Raw genomic sequence first — 17,900 nt, 5'->3', positions numbered from 1 at the left:
AAACCCGTTGAGCCTCCTGCCTTCCTTGCTCCGGTCTGGTGGAACCTGTGCCGGTTGGACCCTGCAAAAGTCCCGGGCAGGCGTTCTGTCAACAACGCCTCAGGATGCAGGTACTCCGCGCTCCCACGCCGGGTATCTGAGTAGTCAGCACCCCACGAAACGAGTAGGACGTCCTTCCGGACTCGCACCTACACTTGAGCATGGATACGATCCCGGCAATGATGCTGATTTTCGGTGCGGCTTTCGCCTGGCTGGGGTTGACCGTATTCGTACTCCTCCGGTTGCGGCGCCGCAGGCATGGTTCCTCATTGGTAGCTTCGGCTCCCGATTCCCCGGAGGGCCGCAGCCATGCCCACAGGCCCTGGCGCCGCATCCGCAGGGCCACGGACCGGACGTCCGCAAATGGGCACAAACTGAGCGTCAGGAGGATCCGCGGGTGAAGGCTCCTGCGGATTGAGCACGGGAACCTGGCCAGGACCCGAACCCTGAAAATTCAATCAAGTATCTGAATCACAACACTCACATGACGCCCGTCGGGGTTATCCTCAAAATGCGTATCCAGTTGTGGGGGCATCCGGGCGGGGGGCTAGGCGCACCCGCGGTGTAACTGCCGCGGGCCAGTTTCATAATTTGCGTTCACACCGGGAAACCGGGCGGATTTCAAAGGAAACGAACATGGGCCGCCGACACGCTTCACCTGACTTGAGCTATCCGCGCTGGATCTGGGTGGCCGCGGCGGCCACCGTGGCACTTCTTATTGTTGGCGGCGCATTCCTGCTGCGGGCGGTGATCTTCCCCGGCGGTTCAGGCGAGGGCGGCACTTCAGCCGGGAATGGCGGCACACCTTCAGAAGGCGAACCTCTGGCGCAGGACTCTCCTGCCGCCGTCGCCGGCGCCTCTCCCTGTATACCCTTGAACATCCTCACCTCGCTGGAAAACGCCGAGATGGTCCGGGCCCTGGCATCCGAATATACGGCGAGACCCCGCAGCGTGGACGGCAAATGTGTGACGCCAACGGTGATGCAGGAAAAATCGGGACTCGCTGCCCGCAAGGTTGCTGCGCAGTTCCCCGGTGTTCCGGCAGGCGACAGGCCCTCCATCTGGCTGCCGGACTCCTCCGCGTGGTTACGAATCGCAAGGGAAGGCGCCAGCGGAAGCCCTGTCCCGCAGGAGGGAATGAGCCTCGCCCGCAGTGCGATCGTCGTGGCGATGCCGGCGACGATGACCCAAGCCCTGGGCTGGGACAACAATCCGCCGTCGTGGTCCGACGTCTTCAAAATGGCCAGGGAGCAGGACGTCTGGGAGCGCCTCGGCCATGGCGACTGGGGGAAATTCAAGTTCGGCAAGGCCAGTCCGCTCATCTCGACGTCGGGCTTAATGGCGCTTGCTGCTTCCTACGGTGCCGCCGGCGGCAGCGTAGGCGGGCTGGACGACATGGATCTGGACGCACCGTCCCTGCTGGAGAAGGTGCGCGCCGTGGAACTGGGCACCAGCCACTACATGGCCACGCCCGAGCATTTTCTGTGGCATGCCAGGGAGGCTGACAACGCCGGGAAGGTCTCCGAATTTCTCTCCGCCGTCATCGTGGACGAAAAATCTGTTTGGGACTACAACCGGGGGGTGGTCAGCGAAGACGGGAAAACGAAGAAATCCGGTCCCGCGCCCAAGGAGCCCCTCGACGCCATTTACCCCAACGACGGCGTGCACGTGGCGGACAACCCGGCAGTGACCCTTGACGGGGACTGGGTGGGCAGCCAACAGCGCCAGGCGGCCCAGGATTTTCTCGCGTTCGCAGTGACGGAACAGGGCCAACACGTGGTTCAGGCATCCGGGTACCGGTCCATCCAGGGCAAGCTGGATGCTGGGGTGGCGAAAACCGGACGGTACGCTGAGACGCTCCAGCCGCTGCCAATGCCCAAGGCGGAGGCACTTGTTGCCATGCAGGACAGCTTCCCCGAGGTCCGCAAGCGGGCCCGGGCTTTGTTCCTGCTTGATGTCTCGGAGTCCATGGTGCAGGAACCCGGGGTGACCAAGCTGCAACGTGCCAAGGACGCAGTTATCAAGGCTCTGGACCATTTCACAGGCGAGGATGAAGTTGGGCTCGCCGCTTTCTCCCATGTGGGCGACGGCCCCCTGGAGCCGGGCATCGTGAGCCCGGTAGCCCCCTTCAAGACCAATAAACAGGACCTCATCGCCAAGCTCAATGAGCTCAAGTCCGTGGAGGCTACGCCTCTGTTCGAGGCGGTGAGCCGCTTCGCCGGCGATCAAGCCAAGGACTACAAAGACGCCTACATCAACACCATCGTGCTTCTGAGCGACGGCAAGAACGATACCCGCCACCCCGGAGACCTCGGCGGGCTCTCCGAACAGTTGAGCCATCAGAACCACTCGACGCCGGTGCTTGTTTTTACGCTCGCATACGGACCCGACGCCGACGTCCCCACTCTGCTGGAAATCGCCAGGGCCAGCGGTGCGCACTACTACGACGCCACGGACCCGACCAGGCTCGAAGAGGTGCTCGGCGAACTGGTGACCAGCTTCTAGGAAAGAACCAGGCTTCCCAAGTCCGCCGCGTCTACTTCATCGTCGTCGACTGATTCTTCGAGACCCAGCTCCGCCAGCAGAGGTGGATAGTCAAAAGTATCCGCGACGCAGCGGATCAGCACCGGGGGCACCCGGAAATGGGTGTCAATGGTCAGCAGCCCAAGCTCCGCAAGTTCCTCGAGCCGGCCCATGGCCACCTTGGTCAGCACCTCGGCTGCCGCCTTCTCCTCTTCCGGGGCCTGGTCAGGGGCAGCCAAAACACGTTCCACCAACGGCGCTTCCGGCCTGGCCGCCGCCAGCAGCACCGATACCTGCAGGGCGGCGATGGTCTGCTCCCAAGGCTCTTCGGGATCGAGCCGGAGCACGGTCTGGTTCAGAAAACACGAGGTGAACAAGATGAACTCATCCAGCTGCTCCCCAACGCCGCCGCTCAGGAATTGTCCGGAATCCTCGAAGGGCACTACCTTCGTCGGCTTAATCTCAATCAGCTCCGCGGCCTCGAGAGCGGCCCATATCTCGGCCAGCAGGGGCACCTCGTACATGCTTCGCACGGTGAGGACATCGCCGGCCGGATCCGCCTTCTTTGTACTGCCCTTGGCCTGCACGCCGACGCAGGCAGCCGCCTCCTCGATGTCCCGCAGACGAAGGGCGCCAGTTCCGGTAACGGGCTTCCCGTCACCGATCCACCGGAGCAATGCTGTTGCTTTCCGGATCAGAGGCAGTTCGGCGAAAGCTTCCAGTGCTTGCTCCTCGGGAATGTCCGGAATCTCTATGGACTCCTGTCCAGTGTCGCCGTCGGCGAGGCTGTCGAAGAAGTCCAGCGCTTCGGCCAACTGCTCCGCCGTCCCCGTCCACCGGCCGGTTTCAGACAGAAACTCGAGGTAGCTGTGGACAGAGTCAACGATAAGAGCAGCCTGTTCTGCCTCCACGGTTCCGGGGGCCTGGGCACTCACGGTGGCGGTAACTTCCTCCGCGACAGCGTTGGCCAGGCCGGCAGGATCGAGGTTTGTCACGTCCGCGGCAGCTGTAGCCTCTAAATAACGGCTGACTGTGGGTTCAATCAGCTTCAGATACTGTAGGGCGGCAGCGCCCGCTCCGGGCGCGCCGTCGTCGAACCACTGGACATAGGCTGGCGCCAAGGCATCCAACGCCCGGGCGGCACGGTAAGAACTGAGGGAGACCGGTCCTGGGCGGCGTTTTCCCGCCGAACCCTTGTCCTGGCGCCGGTTCTTGCTGTTCTTGCCCAAGGAGTACCTAACTGCTGGAGAATACTTGCCGGAACGACGCTACTGATTTCGACGGCGCCATGCCACTTTCGAGAGCTCCCTGGCTCCGGAAGTCCTTCCGGCCCCGACCGCAGGAGCCCGCCCGTCCAGGGGCCAAGTCACCGTCCGCCGAGGATGGCCGTCAGCACCTGGCCGCCGTTGGCAAGGGCGGTGAAGGTGCCGTTGGTCTGCCCCATGAAGGGTTTGAATTTCAAGGGATAAACCTTGCCGATGACAGGAACAGGATCGGTTTCCGGAGGCACGGAGGCTATGTCAACATGCCAGTTCGGTTCGTTGCGAAGGTCCGCGACTTATTGAAACCTCGGCAACTCCCCGGTCTATGACCACGCTCTCTGCAGACTTGACCAAAGTGAACTCCTGAAATCCCGAGCTGGCTTAGGCCGGTCTTTACCGTCATCATTGTCGGTCATGTTGGACGGGCCAAGACTATTCCCCTCGCCGGTGTCTGTCGATGGGCACCGGATCATTCGGCTAGTCCAGCATGGTTGGTGTGTTCCTAGCGAACAGGCGCCCCTACCAGGACTTCACGGTAGTGCGGGGGCAAACGCACGATCTCGAGTTCGGAGCTGTCCAGAAGGCGACGGCTCCCCGTCAAAGTGTCCAGGATCCAGAACAGTCCATGTTGCGGCGCGATCTCCGTGACCGGTCCGCGGTGGACAAGAGTGTTCCCATAGAACGCTTCGATGGCGTCTCCTGGTGCGAGTTCAACACAAGAACCGATAACAGCCTGCTCCTTGCTGATCATGACATCGTCCTTTCCTTTGTCGCACTGCTCCTAAGCCCAATGGTGCTCGCGCAAGGTTGCGTCCACATGTCTTCAAGATGATGTTCCGCCGACGTTCTGTGCATAGGCCGCCCGCCGTCGCCGCCACAGCCAGGGAGTACGCGGCCACTCGGGTGGGCCAGGTATTAGCTGAGGTCACCCAAGCCGTCCGACGGCGGTGTGCTGGCTTGGGAGTGGAGCGCCCCTCCTCGATGGCGTCGGCGTTCCATTTTGGGGTTGGCAGCACGAGATCGAGTGAGACTGGGGCGTCCTCGCGGTTGACGCCCTTGCCCGCGCCTATGCTGGTCGAGTGACTCCTGCTCCCTCCCCCAGCGCGCTCGATGTGGTAGTCCACTCGGGGCCGGCCGAGTGGTGGGCGATCCTCGCCGGGCTGGGACCCTTGGCCGTTCTCATCGCTGCGCTGCTGGCTTTCTACATCAACTGGCGCACGCTTAAGCAGCGCACCGCGGCCGACAAAACTGCCTTGAACCAGAAACGTGAAGCCGATGCCCAGGCCTTGACGCAGAAAACTGCAGCCGACAGCCGGGCGGAATGGTGGCGGCGAACCCAGTGGGCGCTGGACCGGGCATTGGACGGCGATGAAGGAACGAAGGCCTTGGGACTGGCAACACTTGAAGTTCTCGCCCGCAGCGAGCTCGCGCGCGACGAGGAGCTCGAGTTGTTTGATATCGCCTGGAAAAGCGTCTCGGGTGATGAGAACGGGGACGACATTGCGGACGAAGGTGACTTTGACCCGGAAGGGCCGTTCGTGGACGCCGCTGACAACTTAGGCGAGAATGGAACGACGGATAAAGACAAAGCCAAGGAGGTTGGACCATGAGTGCAGCGTCGTCTGAACATCGGTTTGTCCATACTCCCCGGAACACCCCTGCGAAGCCGGTCAAGAAGAACGCCACCCCCGCCGAGCATCGTGTCCAGGTGGCAGCCGCCAGACTGCGAGTGACGCTCGACGAGCGCCTCGGCCGCGAAACACCGGCCAAGACGAAGGCGCTGGCCAAAGAACCTATCTAGGATGCCGCACGGGAGGACCCGTTCATCGGGCAGATACAGTCTTCGGCCCTTCCGCTTCATCGTCGTCGCGTGCTTCCGCCAGGCCCAGTTCTGCCAGCGCTTGTTGCTGCGAGGGGTATAGATCTAAAACTGGGAAACACGCGAAACGCCCGGGCATTGACCTTTCAGCATCGAGTTCCGGGACTCTTTTCCGTCGGCCGACTGGCCAGCTGACAGAAATTGTCAGACCCCCTTGCAATGATTGTTTTATGGGGAAAGCAGCGGTGGCGAAGGCGTTTGAGGACATCAAGTCCTCCCTTGCTGTGCTCAATGCCGAGGTGGACGGCTGTGGTTCAGAGTCATTCTCGGTTGCTGATCCGCTGGCCGGACTGGCTGATGGGTGCCTGGACATTCTTGCCGGGGCGCGGGTGGTGGAAGCCGGGCTCGCGGGTTTGAAGGCCCGGGCTGCCGTGAAGTATGCGGATACCGCCGAGGCCATAGCGCCGGACGCGCCGGTTCAGGCGCAGGAAATGGCCGTCGCCGCGGAAATCGGCTGCCTCCTGGCCCTCGGTTCCCGGGCAGCGGGTGCGTTCCTGGCCGCGTCCCACGCCCTGTGCAAGGAGTTGCCGCCCACCCTTTCGGCATTGCAGTCCGGGACGATTACCTGGCAGCATGCCCTGGCCATGGTGGATGAAACGGTCAGCCTTGACCCCGCCGGTGCGGCGGCCCTGGAAGCCCACTTCCTTGACCAGGAGGTACCGAAGCCGGCCAACGCGGCAACCATCGGGGAGATGCCGGCGTACCGGTTCAAAGCTAAGGCCAGGACTTGGCGGGAACGCCATCACGCCGAATCCATCGAGAAGCGCCACGCCAGGGGTGTGGCAGACCGGCGGGTGGAATACCGGCCGGATCGGGACGGCATGGCCTGGCTCTCGGCCTACCTGCCTGCCCAGCATGCCTTGGCGGGCTGGAACCGGCTCACGGCCATCGCACGGGGGATGCAGGGACCGGACGAGCCCCGTACCCTGGCCCAATTGAAGGCCGATAATTTCTCCACAGCGATTCTCAGCAGCGGCAACACTTCGGTAGGTGCCGATGAAAGCGTCGGTGGTGGCGACAGCGCCGGGGTCGTCGCAGGAACGGGTGGCCCGTCGTCGTCGATCCGGGCGCAGGTGCTGGTCACCGTTCCGGTTTTCTCCCTCCTGGGATTAACGGACGAGCCGGCAATGCTGGACGGCTATGGCCCGGTCCCGCCGTCGATGGCACGTCAACTCGTCGCCGACGGGGCCGCTTCGTTTTACCGGGTCCTGGTGGACCCGAGGGACGGGGCGCCGCTGGAGATCGGCCGGACAAAGTACCGGATCAGTCAGGCCATGCGGAACTGGCTTAGGTTGCGGGATGGCAAATGCCCCTTTCCGGGATGCAGCAACAATTCGCTCGACAACGAAGCCGACCACATCCTCACCTGGCACCAGGGCGGCACTACCGGGATATCGAATCTGGGACAGCCCTGCCCCAAACACCACAAGCTACGGCACACCAGCGGCTGGAAACCCACCCCGGCCACCAAAACCGCACCACCTGGCTGGACCTCACCTACCGGCAGGCACTACAAAAGCGAACACCAGGACTGGGAACCACCCCACTGGCCAGGGCAACTGCCACCGAAATGGAAAACAGGCGCGCAGAAGCCACAACCAGTGCCCGGTGATCCTCCAGACTTTGTCTACATCGGGCTCTCCCCGGGAGAAGACGGTATAGCGCGGTTCCTCCACAGCCGCTCCTAGCGAACCCGGAATCTCTGAGCTCTGGACCGCCATGAGCTCCTCGATGACTGCTTGCCCGGGCACGCGCTGCCCGAGGCGGATAGGTGTGTGTTCGGCGGTCATGACCGGTTGCTCGCATGTCGCATGAACCAGAGATTAGGGCCCTCTGTCCTCGGCTAATGGCGATTGGCAGGGCAGCACCGAATCTTGCCGGAATCCGTGCTCAACGCTGCGCCATGCCTGCAGTGATCGCACGGGCAACCCACAGGCTGAGGTGAGCCATCGGGAGGCCCTTTACGTAATTCAGGTCCGGGTTACCGGCGAACGGGATAGTGCGAGTGCCCATCCGCCGGCCACGCCGATGGCAAGTAGTACGGTTACGAAGCCGATCGCCGGTGCGCTCTGCCATGTCAGGGCGTCCCCATAGCGCAGCAGGGCAAGTGCCTGCAGAACGACGAAGGCAACGGAGGTCAGGGCCACGGGGCGGACGGTGCGGAGGTCGCGGCTCCACTGACCTTGTGCGGCCGCCCACCCCAGACCGACCAGCCATGCTCCAATCGCCCTCGCTGTGAGCTCGGACAGTGTCCACGGCCACCATGCCGCAGCGAGAGTGGGTACTGCCAGGAGCGCCACGCCGAACAACAGCAAAACACCCGCGATTCCCGCCAGGAGCAGCCGGAGCGCAGGGGGTAGCACTGGCCGTCCCGCGCTGACGGATTCTCGCACAGAACGTAGAGACCGGACCTGCATCCTGCTGATGACGAGCATCGCCACGGGCACCATGGCATAGATTGCCAGCCACGCCCAGGTGGCTATTTGGGCAGTGGGGGCAGTGTTCGGTGACAGATGGAAGCGATCGAGGTGAAGCAGGGTGACTCCGAGGGTCAACGCCGTGAAGATGAACACGGGCCAGACGGCAAGCTTCGCTGAATCCCAGCCCGCCGAGCGGGCGCCTGTCACCTCCAGGCCGGCGGCCGACCAGTATGCCGCCCCGAGGAAGACCGCGGTCATGGGCGGATTGACTGTCCACGCGAAGAACTCAGCAGTCCGGAGCGGAAACACGAACAGCACCAGCCCGGCAAGAAACACTAGGAATGCAGCGACGTAGAGCAGCCACCGCATCGGCGGAAGCAACGGTGCGACCTCAGCCGAAGGGGACATCACCGGGCCGCTCCTCAAGCACGGCTGCCCCACCAGGTGCAGGGGGCGAGGCAGGCAGTGGGTTCTCGGCCAGGTAAGTGTGAAGCATCGAGACCACGGTGGCGCCGTCCCCCACTGCGGTAGCCACTCTTTTGATTGAACCGAACCGCACGTCGCCGATCGCGAAAATGCCGGGCATGCTGGTTTCCAGCGCCAACGGCGGCCTGTCCGGCCTGGCGGACCCGGCGTCACTGACTTCCCGGCTGGTGCCCGTGCGCAGAAAACCGGCTGGATCACACTTGACGGTGTCGGGCAGCCAGGAGGTCCGCGGCACCGATCCGATCAGGACGAACAAGCCGCCGGCTTCGATCTCCTCACTCGGGGTCGATCCGACGGCTCCGGATGCGGCGACCTTGACGGCAGCAAGGAATCCGTCCCGATCGCTGACCCCCACGATCTCGGCGCTAAAGCGGATCGCTACGTTCCGGGTGGCCTCAAGTTGGGAAATGAGGTATTCGGACATACTGACCGAAAGGGTAGGTCCGCGCACCAGCAGCGTCACCTTCTTCGCGTACTTCGCAAGGTGCAGGACCGCCTGTCCGGCCGAGTTGCCGCCACCCACGACACAGACGTGCTTTCCGGCCATCGACGGCGCCTCAGAGACAGTTGCCCCGTAGAAAACGCCTCTGCCGACCAGATCCTCCAACTGAGGTATGCCGAGGCGACGGTAGTCCACGCCGGTTGCAACCACCACTGTGCGGCATCGCACCACACTGCCATCGGAAATCGACACTGCATACAATGCTCCATCGACGCCGACACCCTCCACCTTCCGCAGGAACAGGAAGTCCGTGCCCAAAGTCCAGGCCTGGTGAAACGAGCGAAAGGCCAGGTGGGCGCCACTCACACCGCGGGAGAAGCCAGGGTAGTTGCGGATCAAGGAGCTGGTGCCGGCCTGGCCTCCCACAGCCTCTCCCTCCACCACCATGGTGGAAAGACCCTCGGAGGAGGCATAAACGGCGGTCGCAAGACCGGAGGGACCGGCTCCCACGACCACCACATCGAAGACCTTGTCCGCCGGTGGCGGTCGCGTCACCCCCATCGCTTCGGCAATCTCCAGGTCGCTGGGGTTCTCGAGGACAATGGGTGGGACGGTGAACTCCAGCACCATAACCGGCAGCACGGGGTCGCGCAGGTTCAGGCTCTCCAGCGTCCGTTCCGCTGTCTCGGACCCAACAGGGTGGAAGCCCACCGGGATGTGGTTTCGGCTCAAGGAGTCGCGCAACGTATGGGTCCTTTCGTCGCCGACCTCCCCGATTAGCCGGACCGCCTCGAACCCGACCCCCTGGGCAAGATGCCAGTCGTCGAGGGCGTCGGTAATCGCCCCATGGAATTCTTCGTCGCGCAGTCGTTCGGGACGTATGATCACCAATTCGGCGTACCCCTGCGCGATCGCCCGGAATACAGTGGGGGCGCTGGCGAAGTCACCCCATGTCACCACAACACCACGCTTGGCGGCCGGGTGGTAACCGTAGGCACGTCGCAGGAAATCGAGTCCACCGCGGTCATCCGGTCCGTAGCACCCAAGTATGAGGGCTACCGGGCGATTCCAGCGCCGAAGCCCCTCAAGCACAGCCCGCCCGTGGGCGTGGTCGGCGCAGGTCACCACCTCGTAGTCGGCACCGTAGCGCCGACGTAACTCATCTCCAAGAATGCGCCGCGAGGTCGGGTCGGTGGTGGCAATCAGCATGATCGGAACCGGGTGATCCATGGCCGCCGTCTTTCCGGTTCAATGGTTCGGTGGCGCTCACGATACTCGCGCCCGGCCATTAGGGACAAGGAGTCCCCGTTCCCTCCGGAAAGGTCCTTCGGCCGGAGTTGTATCAGCCCCCGGTTGTCGCCTCGATGTTGCCATTCCAAGGGCCCGGAGATTCTGCCAAAATAGCTCCCGACGGCGGGCAGGCGCGATGACTCGAGCAGAACCGGAGCGGTAAAAATGGAAAACCCCATGGAGGACCGCCCCATCCCAGGAATCAGCCTCACCGCCGCACCCAGTGGAACAGGGTGCCTGGAGTGCCTTAGCGGTGAAGGCCCAGGATGGTGGCTGCATCTTCGCCGCTGCGCAGAGTGCGGCCACATCGGATGCTGTGATTCGTCGCCCTCACAGCACGCCAGTGCCCACGCGAGAACCGTCGGGCACCCTGTCATGCGGTCCTTTGAACCTGGGGAAGACTGGTTCTACGATCACACCACGAAGAAGTCCTTCCGCGGCCCGCGGCTTCCGGATCCTCAATCCAGGCCACCGGAGCAACCGGCACCCGCACCGGCAGACAAGGTACCGGAAGACTGGCCGGAACACCTGCACCGGTAACCGCGGAGCCGGAATCAACCGCGCCGGCGGGATTCGGCGAAGGATGCTGGTTAGGCTGGATGGATGGCGACAGTTATCCTCGTGCGGCACGGCCGCACCACAGCGAATGCCGCTGGACTGCTGGCGGGCCGGGCGGCCGGCGTCAGATTGGACCAGATCGGGCGCGAGCAGGCAGCTTTGGCCGGAGACCGGCTCGCGGTGGTGCCCTTGGCTGGGGTGGTATCGAGCCCCCTCGAGCGCTGTCAGCAAACCGCCCAGCTGATCCTCGAGCGCCAGGCTGGCAATCCTTGCTCGCCGGCCGATCCCGATCTCACCGAGTGCGATTACGGCCTGTGGCAGGGCCGGACGCTCAATGATCTCGCCACCGAGGATCTGTGGGCTGCTGTGCAGTCCCAGCCGTCCGCCGTCGTATTTCCCGGCGGTGAGTCCATGGCGGCGATGCAGTCGCGGTCGGTAGCCGCAATCCGACGCCACGATGCAGCCTTCGAAGCCGAGTACGGGCCAGGAGCCGTCTGGGTGGCAGTAAGCCACGGTGACATCATCAAATCCATCCTGGCCGACGCGCTCGGTATGCACCTGGATCTGTTCCAACGCATTAACGTGGGCCCTGCCTCCGTATCGATCGTCCACTATGGTGCTGTTCGGCCGAGTGTCTATGCGACGAACACTGATGCTGGGGACCTGTCGTGGCTGTCGAAAGGCATCAACTCTGGCGATGCGCCGGTGGGCGGCGGGGCAGGGCAAACAGCGCCGTAAAGGTCATGGCCTAAAATACTGACATGCCCACACTTGTTCACGAGTTTGCCTGGCCTGACCGGGTTGTCATCGGTACTATCGGCGCTCCTGGGGAGCGCGCGTTCTACCTGCAGGTACGCACAGGCAAGCAAACTGTGAGCATCGCCCTGGAGAAGCAGCAGTCTGCCCAGCTCGCGGAGAAGATCGACGAAATCCTCGATCAGCTCATCACCCTCGATGGCAACCCCTTCAGCGTTCCCACGGGTACTCCCATAGAACTCGTCGACAATGACCAGCTCGAGCCGGTTACGGAGCAGTTTCGGACCGGAGCCATGACCCTGGGTTGGGACCCTGCCACGGCGCAGGTGGTCATCGAGGCATATCCGATCATCGAAGTCGATGCTGATGACAACGACGAAGCGCTTGATGGGAACGGCGCTGACGTGCCCGAAATGTTGTTGTTGCGGATGCCGGTTGGCACCGCCCGCGCCTTTGCCAAGCGGACCCGGGAGGTGGTGGGCGCCGGGCGGCCCGCATGCACGCTTTGCGGCTATCCCATGGACGCCGAAGGGCACGTCTGCACCCTGCCCGAGGCCTGATGCCGGCATCCGACCTGCTGACTGCCGAGCTGACGCTCACCGGGCGCATCACGACGGCGTCGAACGCCACCTTCCTGGGCAGTATCGGTGACACCGGGGTCGTTTATAAGCCGATAGCTGGGGAGAAGCCCCTGTGGGATTTTCCTGACGGCTTCCTTGCCCACCGGGAGGTCGCCGCCTACCTGGTTTCCGAGGTCCTCGGCTGGAACGTGGTGCCGCGCACCTGGCTCCGCGATGGTCCCTTAGGCAAAGGAATGGTGCAGCTGTGGCAGGAAAAGGACCCCGGCCAGAACGCGGTGGACCTCGTCGCGGCGGACGACGTACCGGAGACCGGGTGGAAACACGTCCTCGAGGGTCAGGATGAGAAGGGGCAGATGGTCGCCCTCATACACGAGGACACGCCGGAGCTCAGGCGCATGGCGGTGTTCGACGTCGTCGTCAACAACGCCGACCGTAAAGGCGATCACATCCTTGCCATGTCAGACGGACACCGGCACGGCGTGGACCATGGGCTCACCTTCCACCGTGACCACAAGCTGCGCACGGTGCTGTGGGGGTGGCTGGGAGACGCACTGACCGCAGAGGAGCGTGGCGGCATTGATCGTGTCAGCGAAGGACTGCACGGTGAGCTGGGCCGGAACCTGACGGACCTGCTCAGCGTCGAAGAAGTGTCCGCGCTTGCCGCACGCTGCGCCCGGTTGCGGTTGGCAGCAAGGTTTCCGGCCCCAAGCGGTGAAATGTCGGCCGTGCCCTGGCCGCTGTTCTGAGAAATTACGGCTGAGCGCTTGGCAGACTGTTGCCGTTGTTGTAGGCCTGAACGATTCCCGTGTATGACCCGCGGGGGCTGCAGAAAAGGCAGCGCTTCAGACCCCACCCCTGTCGGGAGTCGAGTACTACAGTGGATGCATGGCTGCCAGCCGCAATCCGCTCGACGACCTGCGCCAAACCATCGGCCACCTGGCCGATCAGCTCAAGCTGCCCAGTTCGGAGCGCGTCGACGACCTGGTCGGCGATCTCATCGGCCCGAGGCCCGGACCGGCCCGGCCGCTGTCCGAGGTGCAGGCCGAGCTCGACGCGCTGGTCGGACTGGAGACTGTGAAGGAACAGGTGCGGGGCCTCGTCGCACTGCTCCAGGTCCAGGCCCGCCGTAAGGCGCACGGCCTGCCGGAGGTGGCCACATCACAGCATCTGGTGTTCCTCGGAAACCCGGGCACGGGCAAGACCACCGTGGCCCGGCTCCTGGCCGAGATGTACCGCGCGGTCGGTCTCCTGCAGAAAGGCCACCTGGTCGAGGTCGACCGTTCGGGCCTGGTGGGGCAGTATGTCGGCGCGACCGCCATCAAGACCGACCGGGTGATCCGGCGTGCGCTGGACGGCGTCCTGTTCATCGACGAGGCCTACGCGCTGGCCCCGGAGGACGGCCGGATGGACTTCGGCCCCGAGGCGATCGAGGTCCTGCTGAAGCGGATGGAGGACCACCGCCACCGCCTGGTCGTGATCGTGGCCGGGTACCCGCGGCTGATGGAGTCCTTCTTGCTCTCGAACCCCGGACTGCGCTCCCGGTTCGCCCGCGAGATCACGTTCCCCGACTACTCTGTCGACGCACTCCAGACGATCTTCCACCAGATGCTGGCCCAGCACGAGTACACGCTGGAGCCGGGTGCGGAACAGATGCTGCGCCGCATCCTCACCGGGCTCCACGCGGGCGAGGACTCCGGTAACGCACGGTTCGCCCGCACCCTGTTCGAGCAGGCGCTCAACCGCCAGGCGCTGCGGCTGTCGCTAGACGGGGAACAGAGTTTCGACGCGCTCGATCGTGAGGCCGTCATGACGCTCACCGCGGACGACATCGTCGAGGCCGCGCTGGCCCTGGGCGAGGAGCCGGAACCGGAACCGACGCCGGAACCGGAGCAGCCACGCTGGTGGCGCTGGCTGGTCTGAGCGGACCTGCTGCGGCTGTGAGGCGAATACCCGTCCGCCCCCGAGCGGGAAAAAGCACAGCTCGTCAGCGTCGGGTCGAGCTACCCGTCGTGGTGCCTACCTGAGACCACGCGCCGGTATGTGCTCGGCGGCAAACCCAGGTACCTCCGGAAGTCGTTAGTGAGGTGTGCGTGGTCGGCGTACCCAAGCTCGGCAGCTACCGCTGCCAGATCCGCTGAAGCATCCAGGCGGATCCGGTCAGCAGCATCCTGAAGTCGACGACGGCGGATCATGGCGGCAGGGCTGAGGCCGATGTACTTCTTGGCCACGCGCTGCAAGGTCCGTTGCGAGACCGCCAGTGCAGACGCCGCATCCTCGACGCGGACTACAGAGCCGTCCGAACCAATGACGTCCATCAGCCGGTTGGCCAGCAATGACTCCTCAGATACCGCAGGCCCTGCGAAGCAAGCCAGCCACCGGGCAAAGGCATTCACTGCTCGTCCGCGGCGCGCATCGCCGTCGTACGTTGTCATGGCCTCCGAGACGGAACGGCGCAGGTCTTCTGCGACCACAGCCACCTCCATGTCGCACAGGCTGAAGGGGTCGTCAGTGAACAGCGACACGGCTGCCGGACGCAACAGTGCACCGACCGCCCAGCCGTGTCCGGTCAAGTCCCGGTGGGACGCCCGGGTGGTTGGCCCGGAGAAGACGACGCCATCCAGCTCTACCACGAGGTTGGAACCGGGATGTGCAATCAGATGTTGGCGGGACGTGCGGCCGGGCTCGATGTTCCACTCGGGCATCCAGAACCACTGGATGAGCTCGGCCACCGGGTCCGGCGCTGGAAGGCGGTGGAAAGTGGGAAGCCGGGCCGGGTAAAGGATCCCCTTGAATGACCTCTCCATAAGTCCCCCTGGGCTGTCGCGAATTTTCAAGCGCCGCCGCTGACGCGCATGTAGCGTCAACGACATGACAGATACTACAAGCAGGAAATCGACCATTGCCGCCCACGGAGAGCACACCACGCACGGGGTTCCGAATGGCCTGACGAGCCTCACGCCGTTCCTCGCTGTGACCAGCGCCAGGGAAGCGATCGCCTTTTACAGGGACGTTTTCGGCGCCCGCGTAGTCGCCGCTACCGAGATGGGCGGGGTAGTGGTCCATGCAGATCTCGACTTTGGGAACGGCCGCCTCCAGCTAGGGGAACCCAACCCCGACTACCACCTGGTCCCCGCGCCGGAGGGTGAAAACGACTGCTACTCCCTGGGCTTCTATTGCCAGGACGCAGACAGCGTGGTGAAGCGGGCAAATGAGGCCGGAGCCATCATCCTCGAGCCACTGGCCACCTTTGTCTCGGGCGACCGTTACGCCAGTATCCGCGACCCCTTCGGCGTCCGCTGGTCCATCATGACCCGCGTCGAAGACCTTTCTGAAGAGGAAAGCAACCGCAGGGTCGAGGAGTGGGCGGCGCAGCAGGGTTAATCGCGAGGTCACAGGATTATTTGATGTGACTGGCGACGTTGATGACGCGGCCCCTGGGGTCTCGTATACCCGGCGCGGGACCCTTCTGCTTCGCCAGAAGGTCTCCGTGAGCGAGGCAGTTATGGACTATAGGGGGCATCAAGGGTTGCGCTATTCGGTGATGACTGTGATTCTGCTTCCAGCATCCATGTGGGCAGGGAAAGGACCGGTCATGACGAGGGAGATCGTTACATCAGCCACGGTGCCGAGTTCGCCATTCTTCAGCCAGGGCGTTAAGGCGGGGCCGTTCGTGTTTGTCTCGGGGATCGTAGGTATCGATCTGACCGCTGGCGACCTCGAGGGCGACAGCATTCAGGATCAGACGCGCCAAGCTCTTGCGAACTGCGAGGCCGTCCTTCAGGCAGCGGGTGCAGGCTTGGGAAACGTCGTTGAGGTCGGCGTGCTGCTTAGTCGTCCTGCAGACTTCGCGGGATTGAATGAGGAGTACGCGCGATGGTTTCCGGTTGACCCTCCGGCACGGTATGTGGCCAAGCTGGGCGTCGAACTCCCGGGAATCCTCGTTTCAGTACGCATGACGGCCTATGTCGGCTGAGGAGTCCCAGTGTTCGCCGGAAAGCGGTGGTTCATGGAGAGGCTATGGCTCCAGGCCTCCATGGCGTGTGCGCGTGTGTCAGCCAAACCATTTCAGGGTGCAAAGAGCGCACCAGCAGCTGCCCCTCCGTGCGAGGGTTATCAAGTTCACCGAACCAAACTGCTGTATCGCCAGCGATGATGGTGGGACCGTCGTCACCGCCAATGACGACGATCTCTGACCCCCGGGTGTGACCTGGTGCCGAAAGAAGGCGCACCCCCGGAAGCAGTTCAAGCTCCCTGTCTACGGGAACATAGTGCATCCCAGGCGGGTCCACCCATTCCGGGATCGTGTAGTCGTTTTCGTTGCGGGCGTCTTCGAGTTCCTGACGCTGAACGTAGACGGGCTTGCCCGCGAAGAGATGGTTACCTCCGCAATGGTCGAAATGCAGGTGGGTATTGACTACGATGTCCACACTGTCGAGGTCGAAGTCCTGCTCGTCCAACGGGTAAAGGCGCGGATCCATGTCCGCGACCGCCGGATGGAGCTGAGTCATGCCGGTGTCCACCAGCACGCGCGCCTCGGGGTGATCGATGATGTGCACGTAGACCGGCATCAGCTCACCTTCGGCAAGCAACTCGGCCACACGAACGGCAGTAACACGGATTGCAGCGGAGGAATTCACTTCCTCACCATAGTCCCTCATCAAGGCCGTGACGCGTTGCGGAAGCCACAGATCGCACGGCCACGCGGAAACCGTGGTGATCCCGTCAACTTTTCCTTGGCCAGCACCAGAGAGAAGGATGCCAGACCGCTGGGGACGGCAGCCTTGGAGGCCCCAGTGCTGGCACGGCCGACGGCGGTGACTCATTATCCGTGGAGCCGAGCGCACAGACATCAACCGCCGAGCTACCGCGTGGCGATGTTTGCCTGCAGGTCGGCGGACGTCACTTCTGGTAAATGTCCCGACGATGCCCTAGGTTGACGACCACTACCAAGAGCACGTCGTCCTGAATGGTGTAGATGATCCGATAATCACCCACACGGACCCGACAACCTGGGCGGCCGCTCAAGGCAATTGCTTTGGGCGGCCGTGGGTCTTGGCCGAGGAGCGCGATAGCACCCTGAACGCGTTCTTTGTCCTCAGGATGAATTTTCTTAAGTGCGCGGACGGCCGCAGGTCTTAGCTCAATCCGGTAGGGACTCATGCCCAGCCCAGATCCGCCTTCACCTGTACCCAGGGAATGTTCTCCCCTTCTTCCGCCATTGCTGCATCGAATGCCGCAACGTCCTCGACTTCTTCCAAAGCATCAAGCATCTGCTCATATCGCTCTGGCGATACTAGAACTGCTGCCCGACGTCCGCGACGCTCAATGAATACCGGCTCCGACTCGGCCTTTTCGATGAGCTCCGGTAAGTGTGATCGGGCGTCAGTGATGTTGATGGTCGACATGGAAACAAATGTACATCCGCTGGCACCAGATGTACATCTGCTCCATGCGAATCGAGCGAGTGTGAGACCCAAGCTTACTTGGCGGAAAGCGCCAAATGCGGACCGTCGTGGTTCCGCGGTTTTAGTGGGCTACTGCCGATGTTGGCTGACTACCCTAGTTGGCGAAATCAAGAGGTGATGTGGGGTCACAACCTGGCAGCTTGGAGGTACAGGACTTCGTTCCGGCGCTGTCATGGAGCCTCCTGCGACTGCGAGACCC

General features: G+C 63.4%; 19 protein-coding genes. 11 read left to right on the top strand and 8 right to left on the bottom strand.

The window, feature by feature from the left end:
* Positions 1–675 precede the first annotated feature (675 nt).
* Entirely contained in the window at positions 676–2,544 is a 1,869-nt protein-coding gene (locus QF047_RS08335; protein WP_307275555.1) for a substrate-binding domain-containing protein, read from the top strand.
* Here the strand turns inward: QF047_RS08335 and QF047_RS08330 are convergent.
* Positions 2,541–3,791, bottom strand: coding sequence for a hypothetical protein (locus QF047_RS08330; RefSeq protein ID WP_307275553.1), 1,251 nt, complete (start codon positions 3,789–3,791; stop codon positions 2,541–2,543). The genes QF047_RS08335 and QF047_RS08330 overlap by 4 nt on opposite strands.
* Before the next feature lie 535 nt (positions 3,792–4,326).
* The gene (locus QF047_RS08325) at positions 4,327–4,575 is read right to left on the bottom strand and encodes a hypothetical protein (protein ID WP_307275550.1); all 249 of its coding nucleotides are present in this window, start codon (positions 4,573–4,575) and stop codon (positions 4,327–4,329) included.
* 328 nt (positions 4,576–4,903) lie between these two features.
* On the opposite strand from QF047_RS08325, the gene QF047_RS08320 reads away from it, so the two are divergent.
* The 3 genes from QF047_RS08320 to QF047_RS08310 all read left to right on the top strand — a co-directional run bounded on the left by QF047_RS08320 (position 4,904) and on the right by QF047_RS08310 (position 7,391).
* On the top strand, positions 4,904–5,434 hold the full coding sequence (locus QF047_RS08320; RefSeq protein ID WP_307275547.1) for a hypothetical protein: 531 nt from the start codon (positions 4,904–4,906) through the stop codon (positions 5,432–5,434).
* The gene (locus tag QF047_RS08315) at positions 5,431–5,625 is read left to right on the top strand and encodes a hypothetical protein (protein ID WP_142037321.1); all 195 of its coding nucleotides are present in this window, start codon (positions 5,431–5,433) and stop codon (positions 5,623–5,625) included. The genes QF047_RS08320 and QF047_RS08315 overlap by 4 nt, the downstream gene beginning before the upstream one ends.
* Positions 5,626–5,873: 248 nt before the next feature.
* Positions 5,874–7,391 (top strand): HNH endonuclease signature motif containing protein, encoded by a 1,518-nt coding sequence (locus tag QF047_RS08310; RefSeq protein WP_307275543.1) that lies wholly within the window; start codon positions 5,874–5,876, stop codon positions 7,389–7,391.
* 282 nt (positions 7,392–7,673) lie between these two features.
* Here QF047_RS08310 and QF047_RS08305 read toward each other — a convergent pair whose 3' ends face one another.
* A complete protein-coding gene (locus QF047_RS08305) occupies positions 7,674–8,531 on the bottom strand; it encodes a hypothetical protein (protein WP_306633919.1) in 858 nt (285 codons plus the stop codon).
* Positions 8,515–10,281 (bottom strand): FAD-dependent oxidoreductase, encoded by a 1,767-nt coding sequence (locus tag QF047_RS08300; RefSeq protein ID WP_307275539.1) that lies wholly within the window; start codon positions 10,279–10,281, stop codon positions 8,515–8,517. The genes QF047_RS08305 and QF047_RS08300 overlap by 17 nt, the downstream gene beginning before the upstream one ends.
* A gap of 237 nt (positions 10,282–10,518) precedes the next feature.
* On the opposite strand from QF047_RS08300, the gene QF047_RS08295 reads away from it, so the two are divergent.
* The 5 genes from QF047_RS08295 to QF047_RS08275 all read left to right on the top strand — a co-directional run bounded on the left by QF047_RS08295 (position 10,519) and on the right by QF047_RS08275 (position 14,156).
* Positions 10,519–10,881: a UBP-type zinc finger domain-containing protein gene (locus QF047_RS08295; RefSeq protein ID WP_306639069.1), complete on the top strand. Its 363-nt coding sequence runs from the start codon at positions 10,519–10,521 to the stop codon at positions 10,879–10,881.
* A 63-nt stretch (positions 10,882–10,944) separates the two neighbouring features.
* Positions 10,945–11,637 carry an MSMEG_4193 family putative phosphomutase gene (locus QF047_RS08290; protein ID WP_307275537.1) on the top strand — a complete coding sequence of 231 codons (693 nt, stop codon included), beginning with the start codon at positions 10,945–10,947 and terminating at the stop codon, positions 11,635–11,637.
* A 23-nt stretch (positions 11,638–11,660) separates the two neighbouring features.
* Positions 11,661–12,215 (top strand): DUF3090 domain-containing protein, encoded by a 555-nt coding sequence (locus QF047_RS08285; RefSeq protein WP_307275535.1) that lies wholly within the window; start codon positions 11,661–11,663, stop codon positions 12,213–12,215.
* Positions 12,215–12,982 (top strand): SCO1664 family protein, encoded by a 768-nt coding sequence (locus QF047_RS08280; RefSeq protein WP_307275533.1) that lies wholly within the window; start codon positions 12,215–12,217, stop codon positions 12,980–12,982. Before QF047_RS08285 ends, QF047_RS08280 begins: the two co-directional genes overlap by 1 nt.
* A gap of 139 nt (positions 12,983–13,121) precedes the next feature.
* Positions 13,122–14,156 carry an AAA family ATPase gene (locus tag QF047_RS08275; RefSeq protein WP_307275530.1) on the top strand — a complete coding sequence of 345 codons (1,035 nt, stop codon included), beginning with the start codon at positions 13,122–13,124 and terminating at the stop codon, positions 14,154–14,156.
* A gap of 80 nt (positions 14,157–14,236) precedes the next feature.
* Here the strand turns inward: QF047_RS08275 and QF047_RS08270 are convergent, their stop codons facing one another.
* Complete coding sequence (locus QF047_RS08270) at positions 14,237–15,040, bottom strand: helix-turn-helix domain-containing protein (protein WP_307275528.1); 804 nt, start codon at positions 15,038–15,040, stop codon at positions 14,237–14,239.
* A gap of 64 nt (positions 15,041–15,104) precedes the next feature.
* Here QF047_RS08270 and QF047_RS08265 point away from each other — a divergent pair, with 64 nt between their 5' ends.
* Both QF047_RS08265 and QF047_RS08260 read left to right on the top strand, forming a co-directional pair.
* Positions 15,105–15,617 carry a glyoxalase/bleomycin resistance/extradiol dioxygenase family protein gene (locus tag QF047_RS08265; RefSeq protein WP_307275527.1) on the top strand — a complete coding sequence of 171 codons (513 nt, stop codon included), beginning with the start codon at positions 15,105–15,107 and terminating at the stop codon, positions 15,615–15,617.
* Positions 15,618–15,828: 211 nt separating this feature from the next.
* Positions 15,829–16,209, top strand: a complete 381-nt coding sequence (locus QF047_RS08260) for a RidA family protein (RefSeq protein ID WP_307275525.1) — start codon at positions 15,829–15,831, stop codon at positions 16,207–16,209.
* A gap of 31 nt (positions 16,210–16,240) precedes the next feature.
* Here QF047_RS08260 and QF047_RS08255 read toward each other — a convergent pair whose 3' ends face one another.
* The 3 genes from QF047_RS08255 to QF047_RS08245 all read right to left on the bottom strand — a co-directional run bounded on the left by QF047_RS08255 (position 16,241) and on the right by QF047_RS08245 (position 17,641).
* Positions 16,241–16,873: an MBL fold metallo-hydrolase gene (locus tag QF047_RS08255; RefSeq protein ID WP_307275522.1), complete on the bottom strand. Its 633-nt coding sequence runs from the start codon at positions 16,871–16,873 to the stop codon at positions 16,241–16,243.
* Between the two features lie 262 nt (positions 16,874–17,135).
* Entirely contained in the window at positions 17,136–17,396 is a 261-nt protein-coding gene (locus tag QF047_RS08250; RefSeq protein ID WP_307275519.1) for a type II toxin-antitoxin system RelE/ParE family toxin, read from the bottom strand.
* Positions 17,393–17,641 carry a type II toxin-antitoxin system Phd/YefM family antitoxin gene (locus tag QF047_RS08245; protein ID WP_306633937.1) on the bottom strand — a complete coding sequence of 83 codons (249 nt, stop codon included), beginning with the start codon at positions 17,639–17,641 and terminating at the stop codon, positions 17,393–17,395. Before QF047_RS08245 ends, QF047_RS08250 begins: the two co-directional genes overlap by 4 nt.
* Between the last annotated feature and the right edge of the window lie 259 nt (positions 17,642–17,900).

It is taken from the genome of Arthrobacter sp. W4I7, from assembly GCF_030816215.1.
Classification (GTDB): domain Bacteria; phylum Actinomycetota; class Actinomycetes; order Actinomycetales; family Micrococcaceae; genus Arthrobacter; species Arthrobacter siccitolerans_A.
Note: the sequence above shows the minus strand (reverse complement) of the source record. Positions and strands in the feature narration are given on the sequence as shown.

Excerpts from the sequence above, each read along its gene's own strand:
- QF047_RS08245 (WP_306633937.1), bottom strand. The coding sequence starts at position 17,641 with ATGTCGACCATCAACATCACTGACGCCCGATCACACTTACCGGAGCTC.
- QF047_RS08290 (WP_307275537.1), top strand. The coding sequence starts at position 10,945 with ATGGCGACAGTTATCCTCGTGCGGCACGGCCGCACCACAGCGAATGCC.
- QF047_RS08310 (WP_307275543.1), top strand. The coding sequence starts at position 5,874 with ATGGGGAAAGCAGCGGTGGCGAAGGCGTTTGAGGACATCAAGTCCTCC.
- QF047_RS08295 (WP_306639069.1), top strand. The coding sequence starts at position 10,519 with ATGGAGGACCGCCCCATCCCAGGAATCAGCCTCACCGCCGCACCCAGT.
- QF047_RS08325 (WP_307275550.1), bottom strand. The coding sequence starts at position 4,575 with ATGATCAGCAAGGAGCAGGCTGTTATCGGTTCTTGTGTTGAACTCGCA.
- QF047_RS08335 (WP_307275555.1), top strand. The coding sequence starts at position 676 with ATGGGCCGCCGACACGCTTCACCTGACTTGAGCTATCCGCGCTGGATC.
- QF047_RS08260 (WP_307275525.1), top strand. The coding sequence starts at position 15,829 with ATGACGAGGGAGATCGTTACATCAGCCACGGTGCCGAGTTCGCCATTC.
- QF047_RS08280 (WP_307275533.1), top strand. The coding sequence starts at position 12,215 with ATGCCGGCATCCGACCTGCTGACTGCCGAGCTGACGCTCACCGGGCGC.
- QF047_RS08315 (WP_142037321.1), top strand. The coding sequence starts at position 5,431 with ATGAGTGCAGCGTCGTCTGAACATCGGTTTGTCCATACTCCCCGGAAC.
- QF047_RS08275 (WP_307275530.1), top strand. The coding sequence starts at position 13,122 with ATGGCTGCCAGCCGCAATCCGCTCGACGACCTGCGCCAAACCATCGGC.
- QF047_RS08265 (WP_307275527.1), top strand. The coding sequence starts at position 15,105 with ATGACAGATACTACAAGCAGGAAATCGACCATTGCCGCCCACGGAGAG.
- QF047_RS08250 (WP_307275519.1), bottom strand. The coding sequence starts at position 17,396 with ATGAGTCCCTACCGGATTGAGCTAAGACCTGCGGCCGTCCGCGCACTT.
- QF047_RS08305 (WP_306633919.1), bottom strand. The coding sequence starts at position 8,531 with ATGTCCCCTTCGGCTGAGGTCGCACCGTTGCTTCCGCCGATGCGGTGG.
- QF047_RS08270 (WP_307275528.1), bottom strand. The coding sequence starts at position 15,040 with ATGGAGAGGTCATTCAAGGGGATCCTTTACCCGGCCCGGCTTCCCACT.
- QF047_RS08285 (WP_307275535.1), top strand. The coding sequence starts at position 11,661 with ATGCCCACACTTGTTCACGAGTTTGCCTGGCCTGACCGGGTTGTCATC.
- QF047_RS08300 (WP_307275539.1), bottom strand. The coding sequence starts at position 10,281 with ATGGATCACCCGGTTCCGATCATGCTGATTGCCACCACCGACCCGACC.